The organism is Bradyrhizobium sp. CER78, assembly GCF_029846235.1.
In the GTDB taxonomy this organism is placed as follows: domain Bacteria; phylum Pseudomonadota; class Alphaproteobacteria; order Rhizobiales; family Xanthobacteraceae; genus Bradyrhizobium.
In genome coordinates this window covers 301,339-316,420 of record NZ_JARVWP010000009.1, presented here as the reverse complement: position 1 = coordinate 316,420, position 15,082 = coordinate 301,339, and the positions used below count along the sequence as shown (strand labels likewise).

Annotated in this window: 14 protein-coding genes; 13 read left to right on the top strand and 1 reads right to left on the bottom strand. The window is 60.1% G+C overall.

The features are described 5' to 3' along the window. The first annotated feature begins 92 nt into the window (after nucleotides 1-92). The 10 genes from QDT69_RS21690 to grpE all read left to right on the top strand — a co-directional run bounded on the left by QDT69_RS21690 (nucleotide 93) and on the right by grpE (nucleotide 10,422). Complete coding sequence (locus QDT69_RS21690) at nucleotides 93-989, top strand: bestrophin family protein (RefSeq protein ID WP_279708501.1); 897 nt, start codon at nucleotides 93-95, stop codon at nucleotides 987-989. A gap of 881 nt (nucleotides 990-1,870) precedes the next feature. Then, nucleotides 1,871-2,083 (top strand): CsbD family protein, encoded by a 213-nt coding sequence (locus QDT69_RS21685; RefSeq protein ID WP_279708500.1) that lies wholly within the window; start codon nucleotides 1,871-1,873, stop codon nucleotides 2,081-2,083. A 206-nt stretch (nucleotides 2,084-2,289) separates the two neighbouring features. Then, on the top strand, nucleotides 2,290-2,499 hold the full coding sequence (locus tag QDT69_RS21680; RefSeq protein ID WP_279708499.1) for a hypothetical protein: 210 nt from the start codon (nucleotides 2,290-2,292) through the stop codon (nucleotides 2,497-2,499). Between the two features lie 97 nt (nucleotides 2,500-2,596). After that, nucleotides 2,597-4,864, top strand: coding sequence for an FdhF/YdeP family oxidoreductase (locus QDT69_RS21675; RefSeq protein ID WP_279708498.1), 2,268 nt, complete (start codon nucleotides 2,597-2,599; stop codon nucleotides 4,862-4,864). A 58-nt stretch (nucleotides 4,865-4,922) separates the two neighbouring features. Then, nucleotides 4,923-6,335, top strand: coding sequence for a cytochrome ubiquinol oxidase subunit I (locus QDT69_RS21670; RefSeq protein WP_279708497.1), 1,413 nt, complete (start codon nucleotides 4,923-4,925; stop codon nucleotides 6,333-6,335). Nucleotides 6,336-6,339: 4 nt separating this feature from the next. Continuing rightward, nucleotides 6,340-7,344: a cytochrome d ubiquinol oxidase subunit II gene (gene cydB, locus QDT69_RS21665; RefSeq protein WP_279708496.1), complete on the top strand. Its 1,005-nt coding sequence runs from the start codon at nucleotides 6,340-6,342 to the stop codon at nucleotides 7,342-7,344. Next, complete coding sequence (locus tag QDT69_RS21660; RefSeq protein ID WP_279708495.1) at nucleotides 7,344-7,457, top strand: DUF2474 family protein; 114 nt, start codon at nucleotides 7,344-7,346, stop codon at nucleotides 7,455-7,457. Before cydB ends, QDT69_RS21660 begins: the two co-directional genes overlap by 1 nt. Nucleotides 7,458-7,551: 94 nt before the next feature. Then, the gene (locus QDT69_RS21655) at nucleotides 7,552-8,745 is read left to right on the top strand and encodes a mechanosensitive ion channel family protein (RefSeq protein ID WP_279708494.1); all 1,194 of its coding nucleotides are present in this window, start codon (nucleotides 7,552-7,554) and stop codon (nucleotides 8,743-8,745) included. Between the two features lie 244 nt (nucleotides 8,746-8,989). After that, nucleotides 8,990-9,688: an HdeD family acid-resistance protein gene (locus QDT69_RS21650; RefSeq protein WP_279708493.1), complete on the top strand. Its 699-nt coding sequence runs from the start codon at nucleotides 8,990-8,992 to the stop codon at nucleotides 9,686-9,688. A gap of 83 nt (nucleotides 9,689-9,771) precedes the next feature. After that, nucleotides 9,772-10,422: a nucleotide exchange factor GrpE gene (gene grpE, locus QDT69_RS21645; protein WP_279708492.1), complete on the top strand. Its 651-nt coding sequence runs from the start codon at nucleotides 9,772-9,774 to the stop codon at nucleotides 10,420-10,422. Nucleotides 10,423-10,486: 64 nt separating this feature from the next. Here the strand turns inward: grpE and QDT69_RS21640 are convergent, their stop codons facing one another. Then, entirely contained in the window at nucleotides 10,487-10,753 is a 267-nt protein-coding gene (locus QDT69_RS21640) for an Hsp20/alpha crystallin family protein (RefSeq protein WP_279708491.1), read from the bottom strand. 382 nt (nucleotides 10,754-11,135) lie between these two features. Here QDT69_RS21640 and dnaK point away from each other — a divergent pair, with 382 nt between their 5' ends. From dnaK to QDT69_RS21625, 3 genes are all read left to right on the top strand, one after another. Next, complete coding sequence (dnaK, locus tag QDT69_RS21635; protein WP_279708490.1) at nucleotides 11,136-13,034, top strand: molecular chaperone DnaK; 1,899 nt, start codon at nucleotides 11,136-11,138, stop codon at nucleotides 13,032-13,034. A gap of 215 nt (nucleotides 13,035-13,249) precedes the next feature. Continuing rightward, nucleotides 13,250-13,696 carry a DUF992 domain-containing protein gene (locus tag QDT69_RS21630; RefSeq protein WP_279708549.1) on the top strand — a complete coding sequence of 149 codons (447 nt, stop codon included), beginning with the start codon at nucleotides 13,250-13,252 and terminating at the stop codon, nucleotides 13,694-13,696. Between the two features lie 86 nt (nucleotides 13,697-13,782). Then, entirely contained in the window at nucleotides 13,783-15,057 is a 1,275-nt protein-coding gene (locus QDT69_RS21625) for a hypothetical protein (RefSeq protein ID WP_279708489.1), read from the top strand. The last annotated feature ends 25 nt before the right edge of the window (nucleotides 15,058-15,082 follow it).

Below are 15,082 nucleotides of genomic sequence, written 5' to 3'. Positions count from 1 at the left end.
CTGCTCGGGCCTGTCCGCGGTAACGAAGCTCGGACCGGCGCGGCTTTGCAATCCCCGCAGGAGAGTCAGCCTTGGATGTCGGGAGCGCTGCAATGATCGTACGCTCCAAGCCCGGCTTCTGGGACGTCGCGTTTGCCGTCAATGGATCGATCTTGCCGCGGATCGCGCCGCATCTCGTGGCGATTGCGCTGATCAGTGTGTTGGCGATTTTTGCTGCCATGGAGCATCCGGGCATTTTCGCGCGCATCAGTGCGATTCCGTTCACGCTGATCGGCATCGCGCTATCGGTCTTCATGAGCTTCCGAAACAGCACATGTTACGCCCGCTGGTGGGAGGGACGCGAGCTCTGGGGCAAGCTGATCATCGCCTGCCGCTCGTTCGCACGTCAGGTCTCCACCCTGGAAGACGACGACCGTCGCGTCCTGCTCCGCGGCCTATGTGGCTTTTGCTCCGGACTGACAGCGCGCCTGCGGGGTGAGGATGAAGTGGCGGCGATCAAGCCATGGAGCGAGATCGAAGCCGCTTCAGGCGGCCCCAACCCGACCAATGCCTTGCTCAGCCAGATCGGGCTGCACTGCTTGATGCTGATGAAGCGGGAGCGGATCGAGCCAATCCACTACGCGGTTCTGGAGGGGCAGCTTACCGCTCTCTCCGAAGTGCAAGGCGGATGCGAGCGTATTACGTCCACTCCGGTGCCATTCGCCTATTCGCTGTTGCTGCATCGGACCGCGCTGATCTTCTGTGTGACGCTGCCGTTCGCGCTCGCCGGATCGCTCGATTGGTGGACACTGCTGCCCGTTCTGCTCGTCGCCTACACCTTTTTCGGCCTCGACGCGCTTGGCCATCAGCTTGAGTCTCCGTTTGGGTTGGAGCCAAATGCCCTTCCGCTTGACGCAATGAGACGAGCCATCGAGCGCGAGATGCTCGCCCTGCTCGGAGAGCACGATTTGCCGGCTCCGATAGAGCCTCGCCAGAATGTGCTGATGTAACCCTTGTAACCCGCCGGGTGTCGGAGTGTGCAAGTCTCGGCGCACGATGTTCGTTGGAACGGGCGCGGCCTGGAATGGTCTCGATCAGTCGGAACCCTACGGTAGGAGCGCAGTCCAAATGATCGTCTCGAAAAGAAGAGGCCGCGAAAGCCACTCGAGACGATCATTGTGCTCGTGTCATGGGCGCTGTTGACGGCCGGTATTGTCTTTCTTGTTGTCAGCTCACGATGAGTGGTGCGAGCCGCAGGAGGCAGGACGTCTGCTCACGGCATGATGGTCGCAGCTGACCTGGAGAGGATGGAGCGGGCTCTTCGCGCGCCGACGATCAGTGTGGGGGTGCTGCGGGTCGCCAGGAAAGATCGCCGGACCAGACGTAGATGGATATAGCTGCCAGGCATAAGGCGATGCCAACCCAGAAGATGGGCGAATGATGGATTGGTCGTCGGCTTCCCGGATCGCCCTTCATTCGATCTCCTCACTTGCACGAATAATCAGCGAAGCGTCCTTGCGCATGAACGCGGTGCCTCAACATTCGCGAATGTAAGCGAAAGCGGTGGTGAAGTCATTTGTCATCGCGTTCCGCAACGCCATCTATCTGCCGAGAAGATGCATTCGGACGTCGATGGCCTGTTGATGCGGGACCCGTGTCCACGACGACGGCGTTAAGCGTTGCGCCAAAAAGGATGAAGTCGCGGCCGGAAACGCACGTGCTGCAACCTGCCACGGCGGACAACTTGGCCGAATCCGTCGTGACAAATTGTCCATTGCCGACGGCCCGCGTCGCCTAACTCATTGATATGACGATGCGCTCAGACTGGCACGCCTGTTGCTAACCTCTCCTCGATGCACGTTTCACGGTTAGGCAGAAGAAGGAGATGAAAATGAACTGGGATCGCATCGAGGGAAACTGGAAGGCTGCAAAGGGCGCGCTCAAGGCAACATGGGGCAAGCTCACTGACAACGACATTGACATCATCAATGGCGACAGGGAGCGGCTGGAAGGCAAGCTGCAAGATCTCTACGGCATTGACAAGAACCAGATCCGCAAAGAGGTCGACAAGTGGGCCAGGGAAGCAAATTGGGATCGATCCTGATTGAGTGATCCCGGCGGATCGACGGCTGCTGCGAGGCAGCATCGACACCCGATTTACATTCACCGTTCGCGCCGGACGATCACAGCGAACCGCAACGCGCGCAGAGCGTGGGTCGGCGAAGTCCGGCCTCAAGATTCTCCTGGACTGCCGCGATTTGCGCCCCCGGCGAGAGCACCAAGGCAGGACGGGATACACGAGGAGATACGATGTCCAAAGATCACGACAAGGCGTCACACGGATCACAGGACGCGCGACGTCACAAGATCGATCATCAAACGCGCGACGAGTGGCTTCACAGAGACGCCGGCCTCCAGGATGCGTGGCGCGCATCCGGCATGACGCGCGATGACTTCATCCGGCACAACGAAGGCCTGATCGACAAGGTGATCGTCGCTAGCCTCGACCAGGATCGATAAAGCGGCCGGTGGCAAGATCCAGCGTGTTGCGGGTGACCTCGTTCAGGTCACCCCGTTGAAGACTGTACTGAAGATCTGACAATTGCGGAGTTGACTCATGTTGGACGGTAAGCCGCGCTTCAAGACGTATCATCATCCCGCAGGTGGTTGGGGTGCCGCCGCAGCGACTGCAAAGATTCTTCTCGAGCAGAGTGTGGTGACGAAGGGATCGCGCGCGCTTCTGTCAATGAACCAGCCCGGTGGATTCAAGTGCTCGAGCTGCGCATTCCCCGACGCGGAATGCAAGAAGACGCTCGATTTCTGCGAGAACGGCGCCAAGGCGTTGGCATTTGAGGCAACGAAGTTTCGAGTCACGCGAGAGTTCTTCGAGCGGCACACCGTGTCCGAGCTCATGGAGCGGTCGGACTACTGGCTCGAGATGCAAGGACGTTTGACGGAGCCGATGCGCTATCACTCATCGTCGGATCGCTACGTGCCGTGCAGCTGGGACGACGCGTTCGCGTTGATCGGTCGGCATCTGCGGTCCCTCGACAGTCCCCACGAAGCGGAATTCTACACGTCCGGCCGTACGCCCAACGAGGCGGCGTTTCTCTATTCGATATTCGTCCGGGAGTTCGGGACGAACAATTTTCCCGACTGCTCGAACATGTGCCATGAGCCGACCAGCCGGGGCTTGCCGCCCTCCATCGGTGTCGGGAAGGGCACCGTTATCCTGGATGATTTCGAGCACGCCGAAGCGATATTCGTCATCGGGCAGAACACCGGAACGAACTCGCCGCGGATGATGAGCAATCTGGTCGAAGCGAGCAAACGCGGGGTTCCGATCGTCGCCGTCAATCCGATGCCCGAACGTGCATTGGTGCGCTTCGCTGATCCGCAGGATGTCATCCAGATGGCAACTTTCGGTTCGACCAAGATAGCGAGCGAGTTCGTTCATGTCCGCATTGGAGGCGATCTCGCCCTCCTGAAGGGCATCATGAAAGTCATGTTCGAACGAGAGCAACGTGGCGAAAAGATCGTCGATTGGGAGTTCATCCGTGAGCATACCGTCGGCCTCGATGCCATCCGGAACGACGCGATGGCGCAGACATGGTCGGACTTGGAGCGGGTCTCCGGGCTTGAGGAATCGCAAATCCGCAGGTGCGCCGAAATCTATATTCGCTCGCGCGCGACGATCATTTGCTACGGGATGGGCATTACCCAGCATCAGGAGGGATCGCGGCTGGTGCAGCAGTTGGTCAATCTGCTCCTGCTCAAAGGCAATTTCGGCAAGCCAGGCGCCGGAATTTCGCCCATTCGCGGTCATTCCAATGTACAGGGAGATCGCACCGTCGGTATCGATGAACAGCCGAGCCAGGACTATCTCGATCGCGTTCGCGATGTTTTTGGGTTCGAACCTCCGCGCGAACATGGTCATCATACCATTGAGTCGGTCGCCGCAATGCAGGCGGGGACAGCGAAGGTTTTCATCGGCCTCGGCGGCAATTTCGTGCGCGCGGTACCCGATACCGAACGATCATACGCAGCGATGCGAAAGCTTGCGCTGACGGTCGCAATCACGACCAAGCTGAATCGTGGCCATCTGGTTCACGGTCGTGACGCCTTGATGCTGCCCGTCATCGCGCGCTCGGAAATCATCCGGACGGCAGCCGGCGAGCAATTTGTGACGATCGAGGACTCGATGTCGAACGTCACCGCGTCTCGCGGGGTGTTGTCGCCGGCCAGCCCGCATCTTCTGCCCGAAGTGGAAATCGTCTGCCGGATCGCGCAAGCGACGTTGCCGGACAGTAAGGTCGACTGGAAGAGCTACAGCGAGGATTACGGACTGATCCGCGACAAGATCGCGGAGGTCTATCCGGAGATCTACAGCGATTTCTCCGAGCGTATAGAAAGCCCGAGAGGGTTTCACCTCGACGTGCCGCCACGCGAACTGGTGTGGCCGACGCCGAACGGCAAGGCAAACTTTCTGCTTCTGCCGGGTCTGGAGGTGAATGCATCCGTTTCGGATCCCGAGATGCTGCGACTGGCAACCATTCGCTCGCACGATCAATTCAATACGACGATCTACAGCAACAACGACCGTTACCGCGGTGTCTATAATGACCGCATGGTCCTGTTCATGAACGCCGAGGATCGAGCCGCACGAGGGCTCGAAGACGGCTCGAGCATTGCGCTCGAGACGATCAGTGATGACGGCATACAGAGGCGCGTAAGCGGATTGAAGGTACTGGACTATCCGATGCCGCGCGGATCGGTTGCGGGATATTACCCGGAGCTCAATCCGCTACTGCCTCTCGACTACTACGACAAGATCAGCGGGACGCCCGCAGCCAAGTCCATTCCAGTACGGGTTGTTGCCGCTTAGTCGGCCGGATGCCGGTGACGAAGTACCGGGACTTTTATCCTGAGGCAAGGAGGGGACATTGCTGGACAATCTCGATGCGGTGATTCTGGCACGTGCCCAGTTTGCGTTCACCGTCTCGTTCCATTTCATATTTCCGTCGTTCTCGATCGGGCTTGCGAGCTATCTGATGGTGCTCGAGGCGTTGTGGCTGAAGACCGGGCAGGGCGTCTATGCCAACCTGTTCCGCTACTGGCTGAAGATCTTCGCCGTTGTGTTCGGAATGGGTGTCGTCTCGGGGGTGGTGCTCTCATATCAGTTCGGTACGAATTGGTCGGTATTCTCTACGCGGGCTGGACCGATCATCGGGCCGCTCATGGCCTATGAGGTGATGACGGCCTTCTTTCTGGAGGCCGGGTTCCTCGGCGTCATGCTGTTCGGCATGAGCAAGGTCGGCAAAGGTCTTCATTTCTTCGCAACGTGCATGGTCGCGCTCGGGACGCTGATCTCGGCAACCTGGATCATTGCCGTGAACAGCTGGATGCAGACGCCCGCGGGATTTGCGATCAATGCGAAGGACCAGTTCGTGCCCGCCGGATCCTGGATCCCGATCATCTTCACTGCGAGTTTTCCGTATCGCCTCGTCCACACCGTGATCGCGGCCTATCTGACGACGGCGTTCGTGGTCGGCGGAGTGGGCGCCTGGCATTTGCTGCGGGACCGCACCAATTTCGGCGCGCGCAAGATGTTTTCGATGGCGATGTGGATGGCCGTGATCGTGACCCCGATCCAGATCCTCGCGGGTGACGCTCACGGACTCAACACGTTGGAACATCAACCCGCCAAGGTTCTGGCCATGGAAGGTCATTACGAACCCAGTCCCGATGGCGCGTCGCTTATCCTCTTCGGCTTCCCGAGCAACGCGGCAGCGCAGGTCCATTACAAGCTCGAAGTGCCGCGCCTGGGATCGCTGATCCTCAAACATGATCCGGACGCACCCCTGCCGGGGCTCAGCGACTTCCCCAGGGATCAATGGCCGCCGGTGCCGATCGTGTTCTGGTCGTTCCGGATCATGGTCGGCCTTGGATTTGCGATGCTCGCTGTCGGTTTCTGGAGCCTGCTCGCGCGCTTCCGGGGAAGGCTTTACGACTGGGCCTGGTTGCATCGTGCCTGTGTCGCGCTCGGACCGGCCGGCTTTGTCGCGGTGATCGCTGGATGGGTGACGACGGAGGTCGGTCGGCAGCCGTTCACGGTCTATGGGCTGTTGCGAACGGCGGAATCGCATTCGCCGTTGGCTGCGCCGGCGGTGGCGGCCTCGCTTGTCGCTTTCGTGCTGGTGTACTTCGCAGCCTTCGGCGCCGGCACCTACTATCTCCTGCGCCTGATGGCGAAGCCGCCCGCTCCGGGCGAGAAGGAGCCGCCCAAGGTACCGCAGCGCGCTGCAGGTATTACCCCGGCGCGCAGCGTCGGCGTACCTCTGACCGCGGCGGAGTGAGGCCATGTACAGCATCGACCTTACCACCTTCTGGGCAGCCATTATCGGCTTTGCGGTGATGGCCTACGTCGTCATGGACGGGTTCGACCTCGGCATCGGAATTCTGTTCCCGAGCTTCGCGGTCGGCGACGAGCGCGACCAGGCCATGAATTCGATCGCGCCGGTCTGGGATGGCAACGAGACGTGGCTGGTGATGGGCGGCGGCGGTCTGTTGGCGGCGTTTCCGCTCGCCTATGCGATCATCCTTCCGGCCACATATCCGTTGATGATTGCCATGCTGCTCGGGCTTGTCTTCCGTGGCGTCGCCTTTGAATTCCGCTGGCGCGATCCAGGGCATCGGCCATTGTGGGACATCTCGTTCTGGTTGGGCTCCCTGGTGGCCGCCTTTGCGCAAGGCGTGACTCTCGGGGCAATTCTGCAGGGTATCCACGTCGTCAATGATGCCTATGCCGGTGGTTGGCTCGACTGGCTCAGCCCGTTCAGCATCCTGACCGGCGTCGCGGTCGTGATCGGTTATGCGCTGCTCGGCGCAACGTGGCTGATCTGGAAGACGGAGGGGACGAGCCAACGTCACGCGCGCCGTGCCGCCTTCTGGCTCGGCGCCGGTACGCTTCTGGCGCTGGGGGCCGTCAGCGCGATGACACCGTTTCTCGACTATGATTACTGGCGGCGATGGTTCGCGATGCCCGGCGTCTTGTTGACGGCCCAGGTGCCGCTGTTGGTTCTGATCTGCGCGGTAACCTTCTTCTGGAGCCTGAAGCGTGAGTTCGAGCGGCTGCCGTTCCTCATGGCGCTGGCCCTCTTCCTGCTGAGCTTCATCGGGCTCGGAATCAGCATCTATCCTTACGCTGTTCCACGCGCGGTTACGATCTGGGATGCCGCGGCACCGGTCGAGAGCCAGTTGTTCATGCTGGTGGGTGCCTGCGTGATTATTCCGCTCATCCTTGCCTACACGGGTTGGGCCTACTGGGTGTTTCGCGGCAAGGTCGGCACCGCAGGATATCACTGATGCAGGCGCGGCTTCCGCTATGGCAACGGCTCATGTGGATGGCCGTGATCTGGACCGCAAGCGTTGTGGCGGTCGGCTTCGTCTCTGGCGTGATCAGATTGTGGCTACGTTAGTCCCCCTCCATTCATCCTGATTTCCAAACCGTACCGCTTGTTGCGAAGCAGCGAACATAGCGGGAAAGCATCGTCGGCTTCGGCACGTTCCCAAATGACACATACCGCGAATTACGATCTGTCGGCACTCTGGACGATCTTTCTTTCCTTCTGGCAGCGAAGCATCCTGGACCTCACTGTCGGACACCTCGTCATTTCGATCGTCATACTTGCAATCGCGGTGCTGATCCGGCGCTTCTTTAGCCGCACTGTCATCTCTCGTATCCACGCATGGTCTTCGGGCAAAGAGGGAGACCTCAACCGAACGATCGTTGAGGCCCTTGCTCCTCACCTCCAGTCCATTCCAATCGTCTTGGCCATCCTTATTATCGGCGAGTTCATTCTCACCAATCAGAGGCTCAAAGACGGGCTTCTCCAGGTCGATCAATCGTTGATCGCATTCACGATCTTCTGGGCGTTGTTCGAGGTGATCGGGCCGCTATGCGCTGTTCTGGATGGCCAAACGCCGATCTTCAGCAAGGCCATGATTGGCTGGACGGTCAGGGTCGGACGCGCCATCATCGTTGCGCTGGGCGCTACCGCTATCCTGGAGGTCTGGGGCATTCACGTCGGACCGGTGCTGGCGAGCTTCGGGCTCGTCGGTGTTGCGGTGGCGCTGGGCGCCCAGAATCTTTTCAAGAACTTGATCTCTGGAATCTTCATCATTGGAGAGCAGCGCTTCAGAAACGGCGATTGGATCCTGGCCGAGGGAATTGTCGAGGGCACGGTCGAGACCATTGGTCTGCGAACGACAAAAGTCCGTCGGTTCGATCAAGCGCCTGTATTCGTTCCGAACTCGTATCTGGCGGACAATGCCGTCACGAACTTCTCGCAGATGACGTTCCGCCGCATTTCCTGGATCATCGGGCTCGACTACAGTACGACCACCAGTCAACTCCGTGACATCCGTGACGCGATCGAGGCGCACATCCTCGGTAGTTCGGATTTCGTTCACCCACCCGAAGCCGTAGCGTTCGTGCGAATCGACAAGTTCAATGACTCGTCGATTGATCTCATGGTCTACTGCTTTACCCGCACCACGGTTTGGGGGGATTGGTTGAGGATCAAGGAGGAACTGGCGTATGCCATCAAGGCGATCGTGAAGAAGGCCGGATCCGATTTCGCCTTCCCGAGCCAGTCGCTCTACGTGGAGACGATCCCAACGGGGATCGAGCTGTTTCCTCACGATACGGTGCCGAGCAATGATCCGACGAACGCGATGCCGGCGGCTGTTCCGAAGGGGGCGTGACATGAATCCCAGCATCGGAGCCCGGCCGCGGAGATCCTGCTCAGGAGCACCGGATTGAGCGTTGAGCTGCAGCTCGCTGACCCTGTTGACGGGTACTCGAGGCCCTGCCGATAGACCGAATTCCGCCAATCGCAGACGCTCCCGCCGGCGAGTTAGCCTTCCGCGCTTTGGTCATTTTGTCCCAGAGATTCCGGCCAAAATGACCCTTCAGCGACATCGATTGTCATAACTGATTGAAATCACGGTGTTCACGGTCTGGCACGTCGATTGCGTTGTCGTCACTGGCAAGAATGTCGTCGTCTGCATCGCGGGGCCGGCCCGTGTGCAGCGAGCCGCCAACAACTCAATCGCTGGGCAATTCATCATGACGCAGACAACTCGAATGTCGGAACCGAGGCGAGCGTTCACGGGATTGATGACCGAAGCGCAAGAGAAGTGGGGCTGGTTCGTCGCCCTAGGCATTCTTTTTGTCGTGCTGGGCTTCGGAGCTCTCAGCAATCTGCTGTTGGCGACCATCGCAACGATCTTCTACATCGGCGTTTTGATGATCGTCGCGGGCGCTTTCCAGGTCGTCCATGCGTTTAGGGTCAAGAACTGGCGCGGATTCTTTCTTTGGGGTCTGGGCGGCGTTTTCTATGCCGGGGCCGGTACGACAATCGTTCTGGATCCAGTAATCGCTTCGCTTGTCCTGACGCTCATATTGGCCGTTTTCACGATCGCGTCTGGCCTCATGCGCCTGCTGCTAAGCTTTAGAGCAAGAGGCGATCGCGGCTGGGGCTGGCTGTTTGCCTCCGGATTGCTCACCGCGATCGCAGGATTGGCGTTTCTCCTGGGGTGGCCACTCAACAGTCTCTGGTTGCTTGGTCTGTTGTTGTCGGTCGACCTGGTCTTCCAGGGCTGCACGTTGATTGGCCTGGGCCTGCAGCTTCGCGATAGGCGGTAGATGGCCGGCTCGGACGCGCGAAGGACGGAGCTCTTCCGACCGACCCCCAAACGACATATCAACGGCGAGATAAGAGAGCTGCCATGACCAACAACGGCCCGCCCAAGAATCCTCATTACAACAGACAGAGTCACCCGCACCATCTTCAAGGAGGGCCTCGTCAGGCCGGGGAAGACGCAGAGAAGCTGACGTCTGTGGATTCTGCAAGGGAAGCGGCCTCCGAATGGCCGGATGCCGCGAGCGTCCCGTCGGGCACAGCAGAAGACGCACATGATGCCATTGCGCGGCTTGTGGCGGAAAATGTTGATCTTAAGGACCGCCTGCTTCGGACGCTCGCGGACGCCGAGAATGTACGCCGGCGCGCCGAGCGCGAGTTGAACGACATGCGGCAATATGCCGTGACCAGGTTCGCGGGCGATATGGTCAACGTCGCGGACAATCTTGAACGTGCTATGTCCAGTCTTCCTGCAGAGCTGCGACGCAATGCCGGCCCGTTCAAAACGTTTGTCGAGGGTGTGGAGCTTACGGAGAAGGAGCTGCTGCGATCATTGGAAGCGCACGGCGTCAAGAAGCTTGATCCGACCGGAAGCCGGTTTGATCCTCACTTTCACGAGGCCATGTTCCAGGTGCAGGATCCGTCAGTGCCAAGCGGCACGGTCACGACTGTCGTGCAGCCTGGTTACGCGATTGGATCACGTTCGTTGCGGCCTGCGAAAGTCGGCGTGGCGAGCTGAAATGCCTGCTCGCTTCTCAGGTAGCTACTCGGCGGCTCCGATGATTTTAGCGCCGCTGGCTTGGTTACCGGTGCTTGGGAAACGTCACAGTCATCACGCCGTCGTCGAAGTACGCATTTAGCCTATGAGCATCGACCGAGCGAGGCAGCAGCATCGAGCTCAAGACTCTGATTGTCCGCCCGGCATTGCGGCCATCGCTTACCCGCCGTTCTGCGATAATGGTGAGTACACCATGCTCGACGGTCACGTCTACATCGTTTGCCGTTAGACCATGCAACTCTGCAACGATTTGCAATTCGTCATCTGTCTCGTTCACGTCAACATAGAGCATCGTGAACCATCCTGGTCGAGGCGACGGTATAGGTCGTCGACGGGATCGAATCGCAGCAATACACGTGCCATCCGCATGGCAAGTCATATCAGCAGCTGAAGGTGTTGGTGGGGTGGTCCGCGGACACTTTGTCAAAGTCGATTGGACAAGTTGTCTGACGCGGGTCGCGGTGCGGGCGCCGTTAGTACGGCTTTTTGTGCGCTTAAACCGATAGACAGTTTGTCCGGCGTGCTCCGGACAAAATGTCCGACGCGTCGCGATCTCGCGGCGCAAGTCGTTGAAATCACGCAAGTCGCGATGTGGCACATCTGTTGCTCAACGGTAGTGGCGCAAGGCGCAAGCCGCACATTGTCGATCAACGAAAAAGTCAGAGGAGCGCGACGTGGCAAAAGTGATCGGAATTGACCTCGGGACGACCAATTCATGCGTCGCGGTGATGGATGGCAAGAACACGCGCATCATCGAGAACGCCGAGGGCGCGCGTACGACACCTTCCGTGGTGGCGTTCACGTCCGACGGCGAGCGTCTCGTCGGGCAACCGGCCCGGCGGCAGGCGGTGACCAATCCGACCAACACTATCTTCGCGGTGAAGCGCCTGATCGGCCGACGTTACGATGATCCGACTGTCGAGAAGGACAAGACGCTCGTCCCCTACAAGATCATCAAGGCGTCCAATGGCGACGCCTGGGTCGAGGCTGAGGGCAAGCCGTATTCGCCTTCGCAGATTTCGGCCTTCATCCTGCAGAAGATGAAGGAAACGGCCGAGGCCAATCTCGGCGAGAAGATCACGCAGGCCGTCATCACCGTTCCCGCCTATTTCAACGACGCGCAGCGTCAGGCCACCAAGGACGCCGGCAAGATCGCCGGCCTCGAGGTTCTGCGCATTATCAACGAACCCACCGCGGCGGCGCTCGCCTACGGACTCGACAAGAAGAAACAGGCAAAGATCGCCGTCTACGATCTCGGTGGCGGCACCTTCGACATCTCCGTTCTCGATATCGGCGATGGGGTGTTTGAGGTGAAGGCGACCAACGGCGACACCTTCCTGGGCGGCGAAGACTTCGACATGCGGTTGGTCAACTACCTTGCCGACGAGTTCCAGAAGCAGCAAGGCATTGATCTGCGCAACGACAAGCTCGCGCTTCAGCGCCTCAAGGAAGCGGCTGAAAAGGCGAAGATCGAGCTTTCCACCGTCACCCAGACGGAAGTCAACCTGCCGTTCATCACAGCGGATGCCTCCGGCCCAAAGCATCTTCAGGTCAAGATCACGCGCGCCAAATTCGAGTCCCTGGTCGAGGACCTCGTTCAGCGGACGATCGAGCCGTGCCTCAATGCCCTCAAGGATGCCGGACTCACGGCGAAGGATATTGACGAAGTCGTGCTGGTCGGCGGCCAGACCCGCATGCCGAAGATCCAGGAAGTCGTGCAGAAGATCTTCGGCAAGGAGCCGCACAAGGGCGTCAATCCCGACGAGGTCGTCGCCGTCGGCGCGGCAATCCAGGCGGGCGTCCTGCAAGGCGACGTCAAGGATGTGCTGCTGCTCGACGTGACGCCGCTGTCACTTGGCCTCGAGACGCTGGGGGGCGTGTTCACCCGGCTGATCGAGCGCAACACGACGGTTCCGGCTAAGAAGAGCCAGGTCTTCTCCACCGCCGAGGACAACCAGAGCGCGGTGACGATCCGCGTCTTCCAAGGTGAGCGCGAGATGGCCTCTGACAACAAGTTCCTCGGCCAGTTCGATCTGGTCGGGATCGCTCCGGCGCCGCGAGGCGTGCCGCAAATCGAGGTGACGTTCGACATCGATGCCAACGGAATCGTCAACGTCTCGGCCAAGGACAAGGGCACCGGCAAGGAACAGAATATCCAGATTCAGGCATCGGGCGGTCTGTCGGAGAGCGACATCGAAAAGATGGTCAAGGACGCCGAGGCCCACGCTGCGGAGGACAAGAAGCGGAAGGAAGCGGTCGAGGCGAAGAACACCGCTGAAGCACTGCTGCACGCAACGGAGAAGACCGTCACCGAGCATGGTTCGAAGCTCGCGGCGTCGGACCGTAGCGCGATCGAAAGCGCGATGTCTGACTTGCGTGAAGCGTTGAAGGGCGACGATGCCACGACGATCAATACCAAGGTGAATGCCTTGCAACAGCACTCGATGAAGCTTGCGGAGGCGATGCAGAGCGCCGCGCGGGCAGCTCCTGGTGCTGCCCCGGGTTCAGGCGGAGACAATGTCGTCGACGCCGAATTCACCGAGATCGACGACGACAAGAAGAATTCGAAATAGCACGGTTCCGCAAGCGCGGGCGCGAGCCCGTGGTTACCAATCGCACGTTGCACCGCTGTCGGGAGGAAACGCCAGCTCTCAGGTGCTGGAATGCAATCCCGATTGCTTCGTTCTACTCAAACTTCAGCAGACGTCTTGAAGGCATTCCGCCTTCATTTTGTAGGAGCTTTCTTATGCGACGACGTTCTACGGTCCTCACTGCCTTTGCCGGAGCAATGCTGACCGCCCTGGTATCAACCGCGCAAGCTCAGCAGCCCGTTCAAAAGGTGCAAGTCGGCGTACTTGAGTGCAAGGGTGGGCCGAGCATCGGCTTTATCGTAGGCGCGGTAACTAATCTGGCGTGTGTCTTGCGCATCAACGGACTGCCCGAAGACTACTATATCGCGACGATTCAGAAGGTCGGTCTCGATATCGGCATTACCGAGAGCACCGCGCTTGCTTGGACGGTGTTCGCGCCTGTCGCACAGCCCGGTCGCGGCGATATCGCCGGTACTTATGTCGGCGTCGACGCGATGGCTGCGGCAATCGTCGGCGTAGGCGGCAATGTACTTCTGGGTGGTTCGAACAACAGCATCGCGCTGCAACCCCTGAGCGTGCAAGCGGAAACCGGCCTGATCGTCGCAGCGGGATTGGAGAGCATGACGCTGCAGCCGGGTCGATAGGGACGTGCCGAAACTGACACCGTTCGCCGGTGCGAGCGGTGTCGTGCATCACGCGAATAGCAACGCTTTCTCGCCAGGGTTCTCATATGTTGAAGCGACTGTTGACGACGACATCTCCTGTAGTTCTCGCTGCCTTGTTGCTTGGAAGCGCATGCGTAATGCCGACGGCCGCGTCGTCCCAGGAAGCAGCTTGCTCGCAAGTCACGGCTGTGGAAACGCCACCGCCGCCGCTGCCTCGTTACGAACAGCCCCCCGTACCTGCGCCAGGCTATCTCTGGTCTCCGGGATATTGGTCGTGGGACGAGGATGCCGGTGACTACTATTGGGTGCCCGGAACGTGGGTGCAGCCACCGCGACCGGGCTTGTTGTGGACCCCGGGCTACTGGGGCTGGCTCGCGGGCGCCTACATTTTCCACCCGGGTTATTGGGGTGTGCGCGTCGGCTTCTACGGCGGCGTCAACTATGGCTTCGGCTATTCGGGCAATGGCTACGAAGGTGGCCGCTGGGATCGTGGTCAATTCTACTACAACAGCACCGTCAACAACATTCGGAACGTGACGATTAGAAACGTCTATCAGAAAACCGTCGTCGTCAATGAGACGGTGAACAACGTCAGCTACAATGGCGGACGCGGCGGCGTCGAGGCTCGGCCATCAGCCGCCGACAGAGCGGTCGCCAGGGAACAACATTTCGCACCCACGCCGTTGCAGCGTAAGCACGTCGAGATTGCAAGCCACGATACTCGTCTGTTCAACAGAACGAACGGCGGGGCTCCGCCCGTGGGCGCTACGCCACGTCCAACAATCCTGAATGGGCGCGACATTATTCGACCACGCGCACCCGCCGAGGTCACGCCGTCGAATGCGGATAAAAGCCGACCCGAAGATCTGAAGGGGGCTCGACCTGAGGAACCTTCGCGGCAGCGTCTCGACGGCTCTCGACGCCCATCGGAGGCCCCTGTGACCGAGCGCAGGTCGCCGGCGGATGAAGTCGAAAGGGTTGCACCTCGCGAACTTGGGCGTGAACGAACGCCCGTGCCTGAGGCCGCGCCCAGACCTCTTGGTCAGGAGGATCGATCGGCCACCGAGCAGAAGCGGCGTGATCAAGCTCCGCCGGAAGAGCGAAGGCGTGAGGAAATCCGCATGCCGGAGGCTAGGCCTGAGTCCGCGCCCAGGCCGGAGCCTCGCGCCGAGCCCACCGTCCGACCAGTGCCAACGCCAGAAACCGAGGCCGGACCCGAGCCCCGACCCGCCGCGCCGTTCGCGAGGCCTGAACCACGGATGGAGGAAGCCGGAGCTCCTCCGCGCCGCGCGCCCTCGGAAGGCGAGCGTTCCGGCGAGAGAAACGAGGAACGGCGCTAGGCGCGTGGTGCTGACCGTCCGTGCC

Excerpts from the sequence above, each read along its gene's own strand:
- QDT69_RS21630 (WP_279708549.1), top strand. The coding sequence starts at position 13,250 with ATGCTGACCGCCCTGGTATCAACCGCGCAAGCTCAGCAGCCCGTTCAA.
- QDT69_RS21655 (WP_279708494.1), top strand. The coding sequence starts at position 7,552 with ATGACACATACCGCGAATTACGATCTGTCGGCACTCTGGACGATCTTT.
- QDT69_RS21680 (WP_279708499.1), top strand. The coding sequence starts at position 2,290 with ATGTCCAAAGATCACGACAAGGCGTCACACGGATCACAGGACGCGCGA.
- cydB (WP_279708496.1), top strand. The coding sequence starts at position 6,340 with ATGTACAGCATCGACCTTACCACCTTCTGGGCAGCCATTATCGGCTTT.
- QDT69_RS21690 (WP_279708501.1), top strand. The coding sequence starts at position 93 with ATGATCGTACGCTCCAAGCCCGGCTTCTGGGACGTCGCGTTTGCCGTC.
- QDT69_RS21625 (WP_279708489.1), top strand. The coding sequence starts at position 13,783 with ATGTTGAAGCGACTGTTGACGACGACATCTCCTGTAGTTCTCGCTGCC.
- grpE (WP_279708492.1), top strand. The coding sequence starts at position 9,772 with ATGACCAACAACGGCCCGCCCAAGAATCCTCATTACAACAGACAGAGT.
- QDT69_RS21640 (WP_279708491.1), bottom strand. The coding sequence starts at position 10,753 with ATGCTCTATGTTGACGTGAACGAGACAGATGACGAATTGCAAATCGTT.
- QDT69_RS21675 (WP_279708498.1), top strand. The coding sequence starts at position 2,597 with ATGTTGGACGGTAAGCCGCGCTTCAAGACGTATCATCATCCCGCAGGT.
- QDT69_RS21660 (WP_279708495.1), top strand. The coding sequence starts at position 7,344 with ATGCAGGCGCGGCTTCCGCTATGGCAACGGCTCATGTGGATGGCCGTG.
- QDT69_RS21685 (WP_279708500.1), top strand. The coding sequence starts at position 1,871 with ATGAACTGGGATCGCATCGAGGGAAACTGGAAGGCTGCAAAGGGCGCG.